Below are 15,321 nucleotides of genomic sequence, written 5' to 3'. Positions count from 1 at the left end.
GAAGATCCCCGCCTGAGCGGAGATCCACGACTGAGCGCGGATCGCCGCCTGAGCGGGAAAGCGGCCTGGGCGGCGAACGCGCCGTGAGTACGGACCCCGCGTCGAACCGGGAACGCGCCGCGTGGGCCGCCGCCGAGGAGGCGGCGGCGCGCTGCGGCGCCCAAATCCGCGAGCTGGACGAGATCGCGGACTTCGAGCGGGTGGTCGGGCTGTTCGACGAGATCTGGCACCCGGATCCCGCCACCCCACCCATCACCGTGGAGATCATGCGGGCGCTGTCCCACGCGGGCAACTACGTGGCGGGCGCGTTCGACGGCGACCGCCTCGTGGGCGCATCCGCCGGGTTCTTCGCCGCGCCCGCGGGCGAGGTGCTGCACTCGCACGTCACCGGCGCGGTACGGCGCGGCGCGGGCTTCGCGCTCAAGCTGCACCAGCGGGCCTGGGCGCTGCGGCGCGGCCTGACCCGCATCACCTGGACCTTCGACCCGCTCGTACGGCGTAACGCCCACTTCAACCTGACCAAGCTGGGCGCCCTCCCCGAGGAGTACCTGCCCGAGTTCTACGGGCCGCTGGCCGACATCGTGAACGCGGGCGACGAGTCCGACCGCGTGCTCGCGGTGTGGCGGCTGGACGCGCCCCATGTCGTACGGGCGTGCGGGCGTGAGCCGTACCTGCCGGAGGTTCCGCGGGGCGCGGTCGAGGGAATCTCGGACGAGGGCGGACGGCCGGTCGCCCGGCCGGTGGAGGGCCCGGCGGTCCTCGTCGCCGTCCCCGAGGACGTCGAGTCGCTCCGCCGCGCCGATCCCGCGGCGGCCGGGGCGTGGCGGCTCGCCGTACGCGAGGTCCTGGGCGGTCTCATGGCCGGCGGTGCGTGGGTCACGGGGTTCTCCGGCGGCCGCTACGTGGTGCGCGTCGAAGGAGAAGAGGCGGGGAAACCATGAAGGTCGATATCCCGGCCTGAGCCGGTTCCGCACCCCGGTTGGACCATCCCGGGAGGGACGTTTGCCCAGTTTTGACGTCAAACATCCCTCCTAACCCCAGAACCTGACCTAGTGTGATCATCTGGTCACGGGGGGATCGGGTGAGCGTTTGGCACGGGTGGTCGATACGGACACGCCTGACGGTGGTGTCGAGTGTCGTCATGGCGCTGATCTGCGCCGTCGCGTCGGTGTTCATCCTGATGGCCGTCCGCGAAAGCGCCACGGACTACCACCGGCAGCAGCTCGTCGCCGACTCCGTCCGGGTCGTGCAGGAGCTCCGGCGCAAGGGCGTCCCGACCAGCATCCCCGACCCCGGCGAGGCCGCCATCCAGCTCTACAACCCGGTCGGGACGCTCGTGGCCGCGACCCCGGACGTGAAAGGCGGGCCTCCGCTCGGCGACTTCGGCACCCCCAACATCGACACCTACGCCATCAGGCACCTGTGCGACATGCCGTCGTTCCCCGGCGAGTGCAGGATGGTGCTGGCCTTCCCGATCGACCTGGCCAACGGCGTCTGGTGGCTCTACGCCGCCAGCCCCGATGTGCCGTGGTACGTCAGCGGTCCGCTGCTCGGCACGATCACCGGCGGCTCGCTCCTGCTGGTTCTGCTGACGGCGCTCGGCGCCTATCGCACGGTCAACAAGACGCTCGCCCCCGTGGACGCGATCACCGACAAGCTGGCGAAGATCACCGCGAGCGATCTCAGCCAGCGGGTTCCGGTGCCTCACTTCCAGGACGAGCTCAGACGGCTCGCCGTGACCGCGAACCAGACGCTGGACCGGGCCGAGTCCGCGGTGGACCGGCAGCGCCGCTTCGCCTCCGACGCCTCCCACGACCTGCGCAGCCCCTTGACGGCCATGCGCGCCGAGGTCGAGGAGGCCCTGCTCCACCCGGACGAGGCCGACTGGCAGGAGACGGGCAAGGCGCTGCTGGAGAGCATGGACCGGCTCCAGCACCTGGTCACCGACCTGCTGCAGATCGCCAGGCTGGACGCCGGCGCCCCCGGGAGGAACGACCCGGTCGACCTGTCCCAGCTGGTCGCGGGCGAGCTCGACCGCAGGCCGCGCAAGGTCGTGGTGAACCGGCGGCTCACCCCCGGCGTGGTGGTGCGAGGCGATCGGGGTCGCCTGGCCCGCCTGCTGATCAACCTCCTCGACAACGCCGAACGCCACGCCGAGCGCGAGGTGACGCTCGTGGTCGAACGCCAGGGGGACACGGCCGTGATGGAGGTCGTGGACGACGGCGGCGGCATCCCGCCCGATCAGCGGGAGATGGTGTTCCAGCGATTCGCCCGGCTCGACGCCGCGCGCACCAGGGACGCCGGGGGCACCGGGCTCGGCCTGCCCATCGCCCGGCAGATCGCCGAGACCCACGGCGGCTCACTGACGCTGGAGGACTCCCCCAAGGGCGCGCGGTTCGTGCTGCGCATCCCGCTGCCCGGCTGAGTCAGCCGGGCTCCCGGAAGGAGATGACCGTGGGCAGCGGCGTCTTGAGCGCCTCGGCGACCGCGTCGCCCAGCTCCTCCGGACGGTCGGCGACCCGTCCGCACGCGCCGTACGCGGCGGCCAGGGTCATCAGGTCCGGGGCGTGCAGATCGACCCCGACCGGCGGTATCCCGCGCCGCCGCATCTCGTCCCTGATCTGGCCGAAACCGCCGTTAACCGCGACCACGATCGGCAGGCTGAGCCGCAGCTCGACGGCGGTGGCGAGCTCCTGCACGCTGAACTGCAACGCGCCGTCGCCCGCCAGCACCACGACCGGCCGGTCGGGCCGGCCGACCTTGGCCCCGATGGCCGCGGGCAGCGCGAACCCGAGCGTGCCGTACCCGGCGGGGAAGAGGAACCGGCCGGGCGGGTCCACCGGCATCCCGACGATCGCGCCGTGGTAGCTCATCATCGAGTTGTCGCCGACCACGACCGTGTCGGCCGGCATCGCCTCGCGCAGCGCGGCGAGCTGCGGGGCCCACCGCCGGGCCACCTCGCGCAACTCGGCGTCGCGCTCGCGCTCCACCCGGCCGTCCGGCATGGGCGCGTCCTTCGTCTCCGGCACCCGGGCGGCCAGCCCCTCAAGGGCGAGGCACGCGTCGGCCAGCACCGGCACGTCCGCCACGTGGTCGCCGTACATCTGGGCGGGGTCCACGTCCACGCGGATCAGCCTTCCGGTCAGGACGAACCGGTCCTCCCACAAATCCGCCGGGGCGAGCTCGGTGCCGACGGCGAGCACGACGTCGCAGGAGGCGAGCCAGCGCCGCACGACCGGCAGGCGCAGCGTCGCGCCCAGGCACAGGTGGTGACTCTCCGGGACAGAGCCCTTGCCGTTCACGGTGGTGACCACGCGCGCCCCGATGCGCTCGGCCAGCAGCATGGCGAGCCGCCCGGTTACCTGCTCGTCGTCGCCGGGCCGCTGTGCGCCACCGCCGAGAACGATCGCGGGCCGGCGCGCCCCGCGCAGCAGCCCGGCGGCCCGGTCGAGCGCGGCCGGGTCGGGCACCCGCGGCATCGGCCGGTACGGCACGGCCAGGTCGGCGCTCCCCCGGCGTTCGAGCAGGTCGGCGGGTACCTCGACGTGGACGGGGCGCGGACGGCCCTCGGCGAACGAGGTGAACGCGCGGCCCACCGCGGCCGGGATCTCGCGGATGGACGTGACGCGGTGGCTCCACGCGCAGAGCGCGCCCAGGGCGCCGGACTGGTCCTTGCTCTCGTGCAGGTAGCCGCGCCCCAGGTAGGGGTGGTCGCTCGGCACCCCCGGCGAGAGCAGCAGCACGGGCGAGGAGTCGGAGTACGCCTGGGCGAGCGCCGTCGCCGCGTTGACGGCGCCGGGGCCGGTGGTGGTGAGCGCGACGCCGGGCCGTCCGGTGACCCGGGCGTACCCGTCGGCGGCGTATCCGGCGCCCTGCTCGTGCCGGGGGGTCACGCAGGAGACGCCGCCGCGGGCCAGCTCCTCATAGACGGCCAGGTTGTGCGTGCCGGGGATGCCGAAGACCGTGTCCACACCGTGTGTCCGCAACGCGGCGACGAGCACCTCCGCCCCCGTGGCTTCCATCTCCACCCCCACACGGATTTCGACGCCAGGGCCGGTACGTGCGCATCGTATCTTCGGGTTGCCACACCGTGACAGAGGGCCGCATTTCCGGCTATCCGGATATAGAGGTATTAGATGGGCTAAATATGTCCGCGAATCACGACGTTGGGGTCGGGCCTGCCGCTCAGCAGATTGACGACGGAATCCACCGCCTGGCGGACCATCCGCTCCATCGACTGTTTCGTGTGCGACGCGATGTGCCCGGTGACGTACATGCGGTCGCCGAAATCGTTCAGCAGGTCCTTGGCGACGCTCGAATCCTGGTAGTAGCCGTCGAAGACCGCCATCGCGAGCCGCCCGCCGGCGAGCGCGTCACGCAGCGCCTCGGGATCGACGACCGAGGCCCGCGCGGTGTTGACCAGGATCGAGCCGGGACGGACCCGCGCGAGGACGCGACGGTCGATCAGCCCGACGGTCTCGGCGTTGCCGACCATGACGACGAGGACGTCGCTCCACTCGGCCAGCTCGGCGAGCTGCCGGAACCGCACCCCGAGGGTCATCTCCTGGTCTTCTCTGCGGGTGCGGTTGTAGTAGGAGACCCGACAGCCGAACCCGAGCCGCAGGATGCCGGCGATGCGGGCGCCGATCTGCCCCAGGCCCACGATGCCGATCTTCTTGCTGACCAGCTCGTCGGGCAGCTCCTCGGCCCCCGACCAGTGCGGATAGACGGTGCCGAGATGCCGGGGGATGCGCCGGCTCGCGTTGATGATCTGCCCGATGGTGAACTCCGCCACGGCGTCCGTCGTCCGCCCCGGCGTGTTGGTCACCACGATGTCGCGCCGGCGGGCCGCCGCGACATCGATGAAGGTCTCGTAGCCGATGCCCAGGAACGCGATGACCCTGAGCCCGTCCGCGAGCTCCAGCGCCTCCTCCGAGACGACCTCCTCGCCCCCGTGCAGGTAGGCCACCGCGTCCGCCAGCTCGTGCCGCAACGCCTGCGCCGTCGGCGTCTCCTTGCGCCCGATGGACACCACCCGGCAGCCCAGGCCGTGCAGCGGGGCGAGGAGCCGCTCGTCGATGCCCGCGCCGCTCACCACGATCTTCGCCGCGCCGACCGCGGCCCCCGTGAGCGCCACCTCGCCACCTGCGACATCCACGGCGGATATGTGATCGCTCGTCCGCATTTGAGGCATGATCAGGTCTTTCGGCGTAAATGGCGGGCATTTCGGATTTTCGACACAGTCGCCTTCTCGCACGGACTCGCCGTAACGGATTCGGCGCGTCGGGAAACCCGGAATACCACAACGGTGCTGACCTTCCCAAGTGTAGGTCCGGCCGGGTACGTGGTCTCTCCCCGAAGGCGATGGAATCTCTCTTGACTTATTGTTGAAATGGAATTCAGTGGTAAGAATGGCAGCCATCCGTGCCGGACGACGTCGCCCGGCCGGATCTTCGTGGCGAGGGAGATCCATGAAACTTCAGCCGCGCCAGCAGCTCCTGGAGCTCTGGGAGGCCGCCGCACGCACCTCCTACCGGGACAGGCAATGGGGGTGGGGCGGGCGCGACGGCTCCAACTCGATCGCGGACGCCGAGCAACTCCTGTGCCTGATGTACCCCGCGGCGGAGCTCCCCGGCTTCCGCCTCGACACTCCCGACGAGACCGCGGACGACGTGCTCAACGCGCTGGAGGTGCTCGGCGACAGCGTCGAGATCCCCCGGCTGCTCCTGCGCCTCTTCTCGCAATACCTGCGCAGCTACACGTACGAGGACGGCCGGCCGGACTTCTCCGGCGGCAGCTACTTCCAGCCCGCCATCCCCGGCGACGAGATCACCCCTGACCAGCGCGCGATCGACATCGTCGACTCCTATTCCATGTCGATCACGCTCATGCTCAGCATGCTCGGCTTCCTCAAGGTGTTCCGCCAGAGCGTGCGGCGCGAGGGCATCCGCCGGGAGATACGCGAGCTGGAGACCCTGGCCGGCGACCGGCTCTCCGCCGCCATGGTGGGGATGCTGCGCAGCTTCTCCGTCAACGCCTTCGAGCCCTCGTCTCCGCAGGGCGAGGCGCTGCTGCGCACCGCCAACCAGACGGGCGCGCCCAGACGGCGCGTCCTGGACGACTTCCAGAGGCGGCTCCAGGAGGTCCGCGCCGGGCTGCGCGACCTCTCCATCGGGTCCGGCGTCGTCGACCTCGACAACCCCAACCTGCTCTTCGAGTGCGGCTGGTCCTGGAGCGTCGTCAAGGACGCCCCGACCGTCGAGACGAACCTGCAGGTCGGCCAGCAGCCCAAGGGCATCGCGGCCGACACGCCCTACCTCTACTTCACCGTGAACGCCCTGGTCGGCCTCGTCGACCTGTGGTCCGAACGCACCCGCGTCCTCGGCCTGCTCAACGACGACCAGCAGAAGCTCGCCTCCGCGCTCCAACTCCGCTGGGACCTCACCCAGGCCTACTGGCGCACCGTCGCAACGTACGGCAAGGGCCGCTGGCCGCTGGAGGACATCCCGTGGCGGACCACCGACGGCAAGGAGTCCGACTACTACAGCCTCGGCGTCACCGCCATGGTCGTGCAGTACCTCGCCCGCAGCAGGGCGGGCGACGTGGACCTCAACCGGGTCGCCGGCGTCCTGGAGGAGCTGGCGATGCGGGCGCGCATCACCCGCAGGGCGGTCGCGGACGACCCGCCGGTGGCGCTGCACGCGCCGGGCGTACGGGTGAACCTCCACGGCAGCGACGAACTCGGCCCCCAGATGATCTGGGTCGTCTCCGACTTCGCCATCACGCTGCTCAAACGGACGATCTGGGTCTCCAACGTGGCGCAGAGCTCACGTACCAGAGAACGGCTGCACAACCTCGCCGACCAGATCTGGCAGCACATCCAGGCCCGCCAGTTCGCCGGCGGCGTCCACAGGGGCCTGTGGGACCAGCCGGCGAACGCCTTCCCCGACATCGGCCTCCAGTACGAGCAGCCCTCGTGGTACTTCACCGAGCGGGTCGTGGAGTTCCTCGTGTCGCTGGCGCAGGCTTCGGGCGAGGCTCCGCTGCGCAGCTCCCAGCTCGTCGAGATCGCCGGGGAGATGCTGAGCGAGGCCGAGCATCTCCTCAACAGGGAGCAGGTGCTGCGCCCCGCCCTCCCGGGGCAGCACCTGCGCTCCAGCGTCAGCGGCGTCCAGGCCGCGCTGCAGCGCGCCCGCGCCATCATGGGCGAGCGTCCGGGGAGCGCGATCGCGCTGATCAGCGACGCCCTGCTCGAACTCGAACGCCAGGCGACCGCGCGCGAGAACGCGTCGGAGGCGATGTAGCGATGCTCGTGTTCGCCATCTCCGACAAGGGCGGCACCGGCCGCTCGGTCACGAGCAGCAACATCGTCTACCGCCGCGCGCTCCAGGGCAGCGACGTGTGCTACCTCGACTTCGACTTCGGCTCGCCCACCGCCGGGGCGATCTTCAGCGTCAGCTCGGCGGCGCGCGGCACCATCCAGGGCGGGATGCACGGCTACTTCGAGGGCCGCATCGCCGACCCGCACCGCATCGACATCTGGGCCGAGACCGACCGCGAGGGGCTGCGCGCCAAGCCGCCCGGAGCGGGCCAGATGGTGCTCTTCCCCGGCGACGAAGGCGGTGGGGAGTTCTCCACGGTGAGCGAGGAGATGCTGCGGCGGTGCGTCCGGCTCTTCACCCGGCTGGAGGAGGAGTTCGACCTGTGCCTGGTCGACCTCAGCGCCGGTCGCTCGTTCGCGGCCCAGATGGCGCTCGCGGCCACCGCGCGGCTGCCCGGGGTGCCCTTCCGCTGGCTCGTCTTCCACCGGTGGACCCGCCAGCACATCATCGCGGCCCACGGCCTCGTCCGGGGCAGGCAGGGCCTCCTCGCGGCGGGCGTGGAGCACGGCCACGACGAGGAGACCCTCGCCGATCACATCCGCTTCGTCCGCACCGCCGTACTCGAACCGGACGCCGCCGAGCTGGAGGGGCTGCGCGAGACGCAGAAGGCGTGGCTGAACGAGTGCGACCGCGAGCTGCGCGAGCTGGCCCGCCGGTACGGCGTGGGCCGGACGTCGATGCTCGGCAAGATCCCGCTCGACCCCGTGCTCCAGTGGCGCGAGCAGCTCATCTCCGACGAGGACGTGCTGTCCAGCCAGATCGCGAACGCCGAGACGGTCGCGGCCTTCGACGACCTGGCCAAGAAGATCGTCGACGACAGCGCGTGGGAGGCCCTGTGACGCCGGCGTACGCCACGTTCGGCGAGGTCGAGGCGGAGCGCAGGGTCGCCTCCGCCCCGCTGTCGCACGTGTCCATCGAGCTGGGCCACCTGTACATGGAGGACTTCCAGGCCGGGCCGGAGCGGCTGAGAGAGCAGTTCCGGCACGTCGCCCCGTGGGCCGAGACGATGCGGGCGAGCTGGCGGGCCCGGGTTCCCGGCGGCCGGGCCAGGGTGAGCACCTGCTTCCTGATCGACGACTACTTCAGCAGATTCAGCACGCCGTCCGAGCTGGTGCCGATGGTGCTGGAGGCGGCGGCCGAGTGCGACCTGACCATCGACTACCTCGCCCGCGAGTCCGCCTGCGCCGAGGCGGACGGCGTGAAGCTGGCCCGCCTGGTGGAGGACCGGCTGGTCACCGACCCGCCTCCCGGCACCGACGGCTCGCGCCCGCCGGTCACCGAGACCGGCTGGCTCTGCAACGGCGCCAGGTCCCCGTACGGCGGCGCCGTACAGGTGGCGATGGGGTCGGCTCAAGGGTGGGAGCCGCCGGCGCAGAACGCCAAGCGGCGGCACTCGATCTTCGTCGACGTCGAGCTGTGGGACAGCGACAGCCGGGGCCGCACCTGGTCCTGTCCGTTCCTGGCCGCGGTCTGGCAGCTCCTGCGGCTCGGCATGATCCGCAACGACGGTGAGCTGCCGGTACGCCCGACGCCGCGCGGGCCGTCGTTTCCGGCGAGCTGGGACGAGCTCCCGGCGGTCGTCCAGCTCAACCCGGCCGCGGCCCCGTTCAGCGCGTACACGACGATGTCGGTGCTGTCGCCGCGATTCCTGCCGGTGGAGCTGGCGGTGCGGACGATCCTCAGCCAGGTCTTCGTGGACGCGGCGGTCCTGCGGCAGGTGGCCGACCGCAGCGGCGGCGAGGGCATCCCCCTGCCGGACGAGCTCGTCGATCGCATCTCCTACATCTTCCTGGGGGCCTGACCGCCGGATCCGTGATCGGAGCGCACATGCTGGTGATGGGGGAAGTCCGGACCGGGCTCCTGCAGAACTCGGGGGAGATCCCCGAGTCGCTGTGCCAGGGCGTCCTCGGACTGCTCTCCGGCGAGCGGGTGCGGATCTCGCGCCGCCCCATCGTGTACGCGGTGTCGCCCGACCAGCTCACCGGGGTGGACTGCCGGCTGGCGTCCGCGGCGCGGGCGAGGGTCCGAGGGGTCGGGACGGTGCTGTCGCGGGCGTCGGTGACCGGCGGGCGGGTGCTCCAGGGGTCGTCCCACATCCAGGTCGCGCGCGCCGAGGCCGACCACCGCCTGTCGTGGTCGCACTACCTGGCGCGGCCCGGCGTGGTCGAGGTGTTCGGCAAGATGCGCGTCCCCGATCTGGCGGACGGCTTCGCCGACAGCGGCGCGTGGAACGACTGCCTGGATCTCGGCAGCGTGAGCGAGCGGTTCATGGACGCCGTGCAGGCGTCCCCTCTGCTGGACAGGAAGGCGCCCTTCCGCAGCGCGCGGACGCGGCTGCGCTGGGTCGCGGTGGCCGAGGAGCCGGGCCGGGAGGGCCCCGGCATCCGGTTCACGCTGGGCCGCGACCGGGTGCGGACGCTGCGCCTGGTCCTGCCGGACGGGTTCACCCCCGATGTCGTGGACTTCTGTGAGGACCTGGCGCTGCACGACTGGCTGCTGACCACCCTGCTGGTGATCGTCGAGAGGGCCAGGGTGGGCACGGCGACGCGGGCGGAGGTCACCGCCAAGCTGGCCCCGGCGGTGGACCACCTGCTGCACCTGTGGATGCCGGCGGCCCGGCTGGACGACGGCTTCGCCCCGCTCTGGGAGGCGCTGGAGCGGCGTCCGGGATTCAGCCGCCAGTGGCAGTCACTGGTCGCGCGCGTACGCGACCAGATCGCGATCAACACGTTGGCTCTGCTGAGGGAGGCGGGCGGGTGGTAGGTGCCCATGCCAGGTAAGACGAGGATCTCTGCCGAGATCATCCCCCGCACCCTCCGGAAGGTCCTCATCACCGCGGCGGTCGGGGTACCCACGTACTTCCTCACCAACGACAACGGGCCGGCCTTCAACGGCGAGCACACCGCCTGGGCGCTGGTGCTGACGGTGTTCATCAGCGCCGTCGTCTTCCTGACGCAGTACCTCATCGAGGTCGACAAGCAACTCGAGGCGACCCGCCACGAGATGATCACCGGTCTGTCTCGGATCACCAAGGCGACCGAGCTGTTCAACCGGGTGGAGGCGTCGGCGGTGCAGACCGACGTGATCACGCAGCTGGTGAGCAACGCCACCCGGGTGGACAAGGAGATGCCGGCGCTGGTGCAGGCGTTCGCCCAGTCGGAGATCGCGCGGATCTCGACGCTGCTGCGGGAGCTGAGCGAGGGCAACGTCATCTACGAGGGCGAGGACCGCGACTGGCTGCTCGGCCTGACCCGCAACACCCAGCGCACCCTCGACGCCCTCAGCCTCAACGTGGTGGACCAGGGGCCGAGCGAGTTCGACGGCGGGTTCTGGACGACGGACGCGGGCCAGCGCTACCTGGAGGCCCAGCGCGACCGGCTCCGGACCGGGGTGCGGATTCGTCGGATCTTCTTCGTGGACCGCACCGAGCGGGTGGAGTCGGAGATGTTCCGCCGGATCTGCAAGATGCACACCGAGATCGGGATCGAGGTGCGCATCCTCACCCCCGAGGACCTGTCCAGTCCGCTGGGGCTGCTCGACTTCATCATCTTCGACGACGACGTGAGCTACGAGATCACGCCGTCCGCGCCGCAGGTGGGACAGATCACCACGCACACGTTCGTGCACACGCTGCTGGTGCTGGAACCGCCCCGGGTGCGGCAGCGGATCGAGCGGTTCAAGGAGCTGTGGGAGCTGGCGTCGAAGCCGTCCTGAGCGGGGTGAACGCGCGGTCCGGGCGGCAGATCTCCAGGCTCCGCGCGATTTCCTCGTCGGCGCGGCCGTCCAGCACGGCCGAGACCAGCTCGGCGGTGGCCGGGGCGAGGGTGATGCCGAGGCCGGCATGTCCGGTCGCCGCCACCAGCCTGCGATGGTCGTCGACGTACCCGATGATCGGGATGTGGTCGGCGCTCGCCGGGCGGAGCCCGGCCCAGTGGCGCTCGACCGGCCAGTCCGCCACGGCCGGCATGAGCGTGGCCGCCCAGCGGGCGATCTCGTCGCGGCCCGCGGCGGTCGGGGTGGGGTCGCCCACGCCCTCCTCGTAGGTGACGCCGACGGCGAGCCGCCCGTCGTGCCGGGGCACCAGGTACGGATATCCGGTGCGGCCGCCGGAGCTGATCTCGGCGAAGACGTGGTGGCGCAGCGGGTAGGTCGTGAAGCCGGGACGGCGCACGTTGTACGCCTCGCCCTTGATCGGCAGCATCACCGCGTCGAGGGCGGGCAGCAGCAGGCCGCTGAGGTGCCCGGCGGCCACGACGACGGTTTCGGCGTGGATCGTCTCGCCGCCCCGCAGCTCGACGCGCGCGCCACCGGGGCCGGACTCCACCCGCAGGGCGCGGGTCTCGACCCGTACGGCGACGCCGGCGCGCTCCATCGTGCGGCGCAGCGCGCCCATCAGCTCGCGCGGGTCGAGGGCCAGCTCGTCCGGCAGCAGGAAGCCGCCGACCACCGCCTCGCTGAGGAGGGGTTCGAGCGACCGGGCCTCGACGGCGGTGAGCTGCTCGACCCTGAACGGCGACGCCTCCCACTGGGGCAGGATCTCCGTCTCCAGGCGGGTCATCTCCTCGTCGTCGAGGGCCACCTGGATGTCGCCGCCGTCCAGCACCGGGACCTCGACGCCGGAGATCCCGGCCAGCTCGGCCAGCCACGCCGGGTAGAGGTCGCGGCTGTGTTTGATGACGGAGCTCAGCCGGCCGAGGCACGAGCTCTCGGTCTGAGTGAGGATGCCGCCCATCGCGGCGTCCGAGGCCCCGAGGCCGAGCTGGGACGCCGCCTCGACGAGGACGACGCTCCTGCCCTCCGACCTGATCCTGTGCGCGATCGCGCATCCGATGACTCCGCCGCCGACGATCGCGACATCACAGGTCTCACGCACGCAAGCTCCCCATGCTTCGCCGTATTCCGGCTTCCACAGTAGGTGAGGTCAGGACGTTCAAGAAGGTCACACACGCGTGCCTCATGGGAACTTTATCGCGAAAGAATCTTGAGAGTAAGGCGAACTCACACGATTGCTGAAGTGTCCTGTTTGCACCGTTGTCAAATGGCTCGTACAACTCGAATGAGGCCGGCGGAAGCAGCGGGAGAGGGACGCGGATGAGCAGAACCGTCGTCGTCACGGGCGGAGCCTCGGGGATCGGCCGGGCGCTCGCCCGCGAGCTGGTCGCGCGGGGCGCGCGTGTCACGGTGGCCGACATACGGAACGCCGAGGAGACCGCCGCCGAGCTCGGCTGCGCGCACGCCGTCCTCGACGTGACGGACGCGGGCGCGGTGCGCGACCTGTTCGCCGCCGTCCGGGACGAGCACGGCCGGCTCGACTACGTGTTCAACAACGCCGGCATCGCGATCGGCGGGTACGCGGACGAGATGACGCTCGACCACTGGAACGCCGCGATCGACGTCAACCTGCGCGGGGTGGTGCACGGGGTCCACGCGGCCTACCCGATCATGGTGCGGCAGGGCTTCGGGCACATCGTGAACACCGCCTCCCTCGCCGGGCTCACACCGGCGCCGCTGATGGCCCCCTACACGGCGAGCAAGCACGCCGTCGTCGGCCTGTCGCTGGCGCTGCGCGCGGAGGCCGCCGCCCGGGGTGTCCGGGTGAGCGTCGTCTGCCCCGGTTTCGTGGACACCCCGCTGCTCGACCACGCCAATCCGGGCCTGCCGCCGACGGAAATCGGCGAGCAGGCCCGGCGGGCGGCGGTGCGGGCGCAGGGGCGGCTCTACCCGGTGGACGCGCTGGTCCGCGACATCCTGCGCGGCGTGGCGCGGAACCGCGCGCTCATCGTGGCGCCCGCCTCGGCCCGGCTCGCCTGGCGGCTCGTACGGCTGTCGCCCGCGCTGGCCACGCGGGCCGCCGGCCTCGCCGTACGGCGGGCGCGGTGGCAGAGCGGGCGGTAGTCAGAGCCCGCGGTACTCGAACCAGTCGAACGCGGCGGAGTTCTCGCCGGGACGCCCGTTCGAGCTGGCGTACATGCCGATGTAGGCGCCGGTGAAGCCGCCCGCGACGGTGGAGGACAGGATCCGGCCGTCCACGGGCCCGCCGAGGTCGCGCCACTCGTCCGGCGCGAGGGCGTACCGCGCGCGGTAGTCCTGCCCGTGCGCCTCCACACCGAGGTGGACCCGCCCGGGCGGCACGTCGGCGCGGGCCAGGAGGCGTTCGGCTCCGGCCTCCCGTACCCGCAATTCGAGGCCGCGCGCGGTGAGCACCACGAGGATGTGGAAGTCCTCGTTCTGCACCAGCGCGAGCCCGGCGCACTCGTCACCGTCCGGGACGAAGTCGAGCGCGGTGTACGCCGCGAAGTCCCGGTGCTGCTGGCGCCGGGCGACCAGGCTCGGGCTCTCCCTGCGTGCCACCGTCTCGGGGCGGGCGCGCAGCCATAGGCGGCCGCCCGACAGACTCCAGTACGGCTCGCGCGGCGTGCGCAGGTGGTTCCAGACGGGCGACAGCCGTACGCCGTCGAAGTGGTCGCAGACGGGGGCGGCGGGCCAGCGATGCGGGGCGAGCGCGGGAGAGCGCCGGATCGGCGTCACCTCGCCGACGACCGGCCATCCGTCCTCCCAGGTGACGGGGGTGAGGAAGGTCTCCCTTCCCAGGTTGGCGAAGTCGCCTCCGTACGGGCGGGTGGCGAGCAGCACCATCCACCACTCCCCCGCCGGGGTGTCCACCAGGTCGGCGTGGCCGGTGGCGGCGATGGGGTGGTCCCGCCCCTTGGCGCGGTGGGTGAGCACGGGGTTGCGCGGGTCCGGCTCGTACGGACCGGTCACGTGGCGGGAGCGAGCGATCATGACGGCGTGGTCGCGGGCGGTGCCCCCTTCGGCGGTGAGCAGGTAGTACCAGTCGCCGATGCGGTAGATGTGCGGGCCCTCGGACCAGACGGCGCGGCGGTGCACCGCCTCCCAGATGACGTGCTCCTCACCCGTCGGGGTCAGGCCGTCGAGCCGCCGGAGCCAGACCTCGGTCTCGCCGGGATAGCGGGCCGCGTCCTTCTCGCGGGTGCCGAGCACCCACGCGGTGCCGTCCTCGTCGAAGAACAGGGACGGGTCGATGCCCCGGGTCTCCGGCAGCCAGTGAGGGTCGCTCCACGGCCCGGCCGGGTCGTTCGCCGTGACCACGAAGTTGCCGCCGCCGCCCACGAGTGTCGTGATCATGTAGAAGACGCCGTCGTGGTGGCGGATCGTCGGGGCGTAGACGCCGTCCGAGAGCGCTACACCGTCCAGGTCGAGCTGGGACGGCCGGTCGAGGATGTGCCCGATCTGCCGCCAGTGGACCAGGTCCCGGCTGTGGAAGATCGGCACGCCGGGGAACCACGCGAAGGTGGAGGTGACGAGGTAGTAGTCCTCGCCGACACGGCAGATCGAGGGGTCCGGGTGGCAGCCGGGCAGCACCGGATTGCGGAAATACCCGGCTTCCGCGGGAAAGGCCGCCAGGCCCGGAGCGTCCTCCGTCACCCTGCTCGTCCCAGATGTCATTCGGACGGTTCCTCCTCATAAGTGATAAGTGAGCGGTCGGTTTGGGGCGCGGTGTCCACAGAAGCGGCGGAAGCGGACGCGCCCACGGATCAGTCGGCCGGCCAAGAGCGGGGGCGAGCGGGAGAGGGGTCTCGGCCCGGCGGAGCCGTCGCCGATCCGCCGGCGGCCGAGACGGGCGGGCTCCGCCTGGGGCCGGCGTCGTCCGGGAGGGCGGGTGGCCGCGCGCGAACTACGGGTACGGGCGCGACGGCGGAGGGGTCAGGCGGCCGGGCCTCGCACGCTGCGGAAGACGAGACCCGGCCACTCCTTATTGGAACATGCCAATGCGCGAATTTCGCCGCAATATCCGGTGAATTCTGCATATATCGCTGCACAACGTTCACCGCGACACTCCCTGAACTCGGCATTCTCGGCGAGGGTCACGGCCACATGCCGGGTGTCCCACGGCTCGCCGCTCAGTGGAGCGGGCGAG

At 71.5% G+C, this 15,321-nt stretch carries 12 protein-coding genes; 8 read left to right on the top strand and 4 right to left on the bottom strand.

The window, feature by feature from the left end:
- The first annotated feature begins 83 nt into the window (after nucleotides 1-83).
- Together AWQ68_RS34265 and AWQ68_RS34260 are read left to right on the top strand one after the other, a co-directional pair.
- Nucleotides 84-941: a hypothetical protein gene (locus tag AWQ68_RS34265; RefSeq protein ID WP_066948873.1), complete on the top strand. Its 858-nt coding sequence runs from the start codon at nucleotides 84-86 to the stop codon at nucleotides 939-941.
- A 185-nt stretch (nucleotides 942-1,126) separates the two neighbouring features.
- Nucleotides 1,127-2,425, top strand: coding sequence for a HAMP domain-containing sensor histidine kinase (locus tag AWQ68_RS34260; RefSeq protein WP_245656384.1), 1,299 nt, complete (start codon nucleotides 1,127-1,129; stop codon nucleotides 2,423-2,425).
- Nucleotide 2,426: 1 nt separating this feature from the next.
- Here AWQ68_RS34260 and AWQ68_RS34255 read toward each other — a convergent pair whose 3' ends face one another.
- Both AWQ68_RS34255 and AWQ68_RS34250 read right to left on the bottom strand, forming a co-directional pair.
- Nucleotides 2,427-4,022 (bottom strand): thiamine pyrophosphate-binding protein, encoded by a 1,596-nt coding sequence (locus tag AWQ68_RS34255; RefSeq protein ID WP_066948961.1) that lies wholly within the window; start codon nucleotides 4,020-4,022, stop codon nucleotides 2,427-2,429.
- 119 nt (nucleotides 4,023-4,141) lie between these two features.
- Nucleotides 4,142-5,158, bottom strand: coding sequence for a 2-hydroxyacid dehydrogenase (locus AWQ68_RS34250; RefSeq protein WP_169809041.1), 1,017 nt, complete (start codon nucleotides 5,156-5,158; stop codon nucleotides 4,142-4,144).
- Nucleotides 5,159-5,471: 313 nt separating this feature from the next.
- On the opposite strand from AWQ68_RS34250, the gene AWQ68_RS34245 reads away from it, so the two are divergent.
- From AWQ68_RS34245 to AWQ68_RS34225, 5 genes are read left to right on the top strand one after another with little or no spacing between them, the layout of a single operon-like run.
- Nucleotides 5,472-7,304, top strand: a complete 1,833-nt coding sequence (locus AWQ68_RS34245; protein ID WP_066948866.1) for an SCO2524 family protein — start codon at nucleotides 5,472-5,474, stop codon at nucleotides 7,302-7,304.
- A 2-nt stretch (nucleotides 7,305-7,306) separates the two neighbouring features.
- Nucleotides 7,307-8,221 carry an SCO2523 family variant P-loop protein gene (locus AWQ68_RS34240; RefSeq protein ID WP_066948863.1) on the top strand — a complete coding sequence of 305 codons (915 nt, stop codon included), beginning with the start codon at nucleotides 7,307-7,309 and terminating at the stop codon, nucleotides 8,219-8,221.
- A complete protein-coding gene (locus AWQ68_RS34235) occupies nucleotides 8,218-9,183 on the top strand; it encodes an SCO2522 family protein (protein ID WP_066948860.1) in 966 nt (321 codons plus the stop codon). Before AWQ68_RS34240 ends, AWQ68_RS34235 begins: the two co-directional genes overlap by 4 nt.
- A gap of 26 nt (nucleotides 9,184-9,209) precedes the next feature.
- Complete coding sequence (locus AWQ68_RS34230) at nucleotides 9,210-10,145, top strand: SCO2521 family protein (protein ID WP_066948958.1); 936 nt, start codon at nucleotides 9,210-9,212, stop codon at nucleotides 10,143-10,145.
- 6 nt (nucleotides 10,146-10,151) lie between these two features.
- Entirely contained in the window at nucleotides 10,152-11,096 is a 945-nt protein-coding gene (locus AWQ68_RS34225; RefSeq protein WP_066948857.1) for a hypothetical protein, read from the top strand.
- Here the strand turns inward: AWQ68_RS34225 and AWQ68_RS34220 are convergent.
- Entirely contained in the window at nucleotides 11,059-12,255 is a 1,197-nt protein-coding gene (locus tag AWQ68_RS34220; protein WP_066948854.1) for an NAD(P)/FAD-dependent oxidoreductase, read from the bottom strand. The genes AWQ68_RS34225 and AWQ68_RS34220 overlap by 38 nt on opposite strands.
- A gap of 218 nt (nucleotides 12,256-12,473) precedes the next feature.
- Between AWQ68_RS34220 and AWQ68_RS34215 the strand changes: the two genes are divergently transcribed.
- Nucleotides 12,474-13,277 carry an SDR family NAD(P)-dependent oxidoreductase gene (locus AWQ68_RS34215; RefSeq protein WP_066948852.1) on the top strand — a complete coding sequence of 268 codons (804 nt, stop codon included), beginning with the start codon at nucleotides 12,474-12,476 and terminating at the stop codon, nucleotides 13,275-13,277.
- On the opposite strand, the gene AWQ68_RS34210 is transcribed toward AWQ68_RS34215, so the two are convergent.
- On the bottom strand, nucleotides 13,278-14,849 hold the full coding sequence (locus AWQ68_RS34210; protein WP_084464710.1) for a glycoside hydrolase family 43 protein: 1,572 nt from the start codon (nucleotides 14,847-14,849) through the stop codon (nucleotides 13,278-13,280).
- Nucleotides 14,850-15,321: the final 472 nt, after the last annotated feature.

The sequence above is a fragment of the Microtetraspora fusca genome (genome assembly GCF_001570365.1).
GTDB classification, from domain to species: Bacteria; Actinomycetota; Actinomycetes; order Streptosporangiales; family Streptosporangiaceae; genus Microtetraspora; species Microtetraspora fusca.
This window is presented reverse-complemented; position numbering and strand designations above follow the sequence as displayed.

Bases quoted from the DNA above. Each gene is read 5' to 3' on its own strand.
- AWQ68_RS34210 (WP_084464710.1), bottom strand. From the start codon at position 14,849: ATGACATCTGGGACGAGCAGGGTGACGGAGGACGCTCCGGGCCTGGCG.
- AWQ68_RS34215 (WP_066948852.1), top strand. From the start codon at position 12,474: ATGAGCAGAACCGTCGTCGTCACGGGCGGAGCCTCGGGGATCGGCCGG.
- AWQ68_RS34245 (WP_066948866.1), top strand. From the start codon at position 5,472: ATGAAACTTCAGCCGCGCCAGCAGCTCCTGGAGCTCTGGGAGGCCGCC.
- AWQ68_RS34255 (WP_066948961.1), bottom strand. From the start codon at position 4,022: ATGGAAGCCACGGGGGCGGAGGTGCTCGTCGCCGCGTTGCGGACACAC.
- AWQ68_RS34240 (WP_066948863.1), top strand. From the start codon at position 7,307: ATGCTCGTGTTCGCCATCTCCGACAAGGGCGGCACCGGCCGCTCGGTC.
- AWQ68_RS34230 (WP_066948958.1), top strand. From the start codon at position 9,210: ATGCTGGTGATGGGGGAAGTCCGGACCGGGCTCCTGCAGAACTCGGGG.
- AWQ68_RS34225 (WP_066948857.1), top strand. From the start codon at position 10,152: ATGCCAGGTAAGACGAGGATCTCTGCCGAGATCATCCCCCGCACCCTC.